General features: G+C 74.8%; 1 protein-coding gene. It reads right to left on the bottom strand.

Annotated elements, in window-relative coordinates:
* On the bottom strand, positions 1 to 1,809 hold a 1,809-nt coding region (locus tag ACFW2E_RS35010; RefSeq protein WP_384472436.1), incomplete at both ends, for an ALF repeat-containing protein.

The following is a 1,809-nucleotide window of genomic DNA, read 5'->3' as shown; positions in this document are numbered from 1 at the left end:
GGCCGAGTACTGTGCCTGGGCAGCAGAGGTGACGGCCGCGGCCGCGGCGTTCTCGGCGTCCTGCTGCGCCTTGCGAGCGGTGTTGGCGGAGGCGGTGGCGTCCTTGGCGGACTGTTCTGCCTGGGTGGCGAAGCCGTCGGCCTGGGCCGCGTACTTCTTGGCGTTCTTGGCCGCGTCCTCGGCTTGTTTGGCGTAGCCGGCCGCCTCGTCCGCAGCCTTGGCGGCGGTGGCTGCCGCCTTGCCGGCTTCCGCGGCGTTCTTGTGCGCGGTGGCTGCCACGCCTGAGGCCTGCGCGATGAGCTGTTGGATCTGCGCCTCGTGGGTGATGGCGAGCTGGTCCTGCCGCTGGGCCTTGTACTGACCGACGGTGACGAACGTGTGGAGCAGGTCCGAGGGCCCCTCCAGGGCGATGCGGGCCGCGGCCTTCACCTCCGGGCCGGTGTCCTTGTTCTTGGCGTCGGCGAGCTGGGCGACGCGGACGCGTTCGTCCTGGGTGCGCGCCTGGGCGTCGCCGGTGGTGATGAACTGCCGCAGGGCGTCCGCGGTGTCGGAGTTGAGCGCGGTGCGGCCCGCCTGTTGCTCGATGGGGCCCGCGTTGGCGATGATCCGGGCGACGTACAGGCGCATGTCCTGCTTCAGCGCCTCGTACTGGCCCGTGGCGACGAACACGCTCACCGCGGAGTCATCGCCCTCCAGGGCCTTGGCAGCGGCAGCGCGGACATCGGGCGAGTCGGCGGCTTCCGCGAGGTGCTCGACGTCTTCCCGGTCGTCCTGGGCATCCGCCTCCTGGCGGCCGGTGCGGATGTAGTCGGTCGCGTCCGCATCGGAGCCGGCCAGGGCCACGAGGGCGGCGGACTGGCTCCACGCGCGCCCGACCTTCGCCGTCGCCAGGGCCACCTTGCGGGCTTCGGGGGCGAACTGCGCGACATCCGCGCCGGGCTGGGAAGCCCGGTCGGCGAGCTTGGCCGCCTCGGCCTGAAGGTCCTTGCCCTGCTGCGTGGCCGCCTGCTGGGCCGCGGTGCGCTGGTCCTCCTGCGCCTTGAGGTCCTGTGCGCGGTCGATGGCTTCGTTGGTACGGGCGGTCAGCCCCTCGGCGTCGATACGTACGGCGAGGTCGTGGACCTTCTGGGCCTTGACGACGGCGGCGCTTGCGGCGTCGGCGTCCTTCTTGGCCTCCTTGGCGTGCGCGGCGGACTGTTTGGCGGCGGTTGCCGCCTGTCCGGCGTGGGCGGCGGCGTCGTCGGCTGCCTTGGCCGCGTTGTCGGCGTGCGTGGCCGCGTCGTTCGCGGCGTCTCGTGCCTCACCCGCGTCGGTGGCTGCCTCGTTCGCCAGCGATTCTGCCGCGTCGGCGGCGCGGGCGGCCTCACGGGCGTGCCGGTGGGCGCTGGCCGCGGCGTTCTGTGCTTCGGCGGAGTGGGCGCCGGCCTGGGCGGCCAGGGTATTGGCCTGGTCGGCGGCGTTCGCGGCATCGGTGGCGTCGCTTCCGGCGCCGCCCGCCGCCTTTGCCGCATCGGCGGCCGAGGCGGCTGCGGTGCGGGCAGAGTCGGCGGCCTGAGCGGCGGCGCGAGCGCCGGCGGCGGCGTCCCGGGCCTGCTGCGCCGCCTTGCGGGCGGCCCCTGCCTGGCCCGCGTCCACGGCTGCGTTCGCTGCCGCGTCACGGGCTTGGGAGGCGGCTTGGGACGCCCCGTCGGCGGCCGCGGCGGCCGCGGAGGCGGCGTTGGCGGCGACCCGGGCTGCGTTGGTGGCGGCGTTGGCCGCGTCGATCGCGGTCTGCGCGGCGGTGGCGGCCTGCTTGGCCGCGCTCGCAGC

The sequence above is a fragment of the Streptomyces sp. NPDC058964 genome (genome assembly GCF_042741275.1).
In the GTDB taxonomy this organism is placed as follows: Bacteria; Actinomycetota; Actinomycetes; order Streptomycetales; family Streptomycetaceae; genus Streptomyces.
The sequence above is the reverse complement of the archived record's forward strand: the minus strand, read 5'-3'. Positions and strand labels throughout refer to the sequence as shown.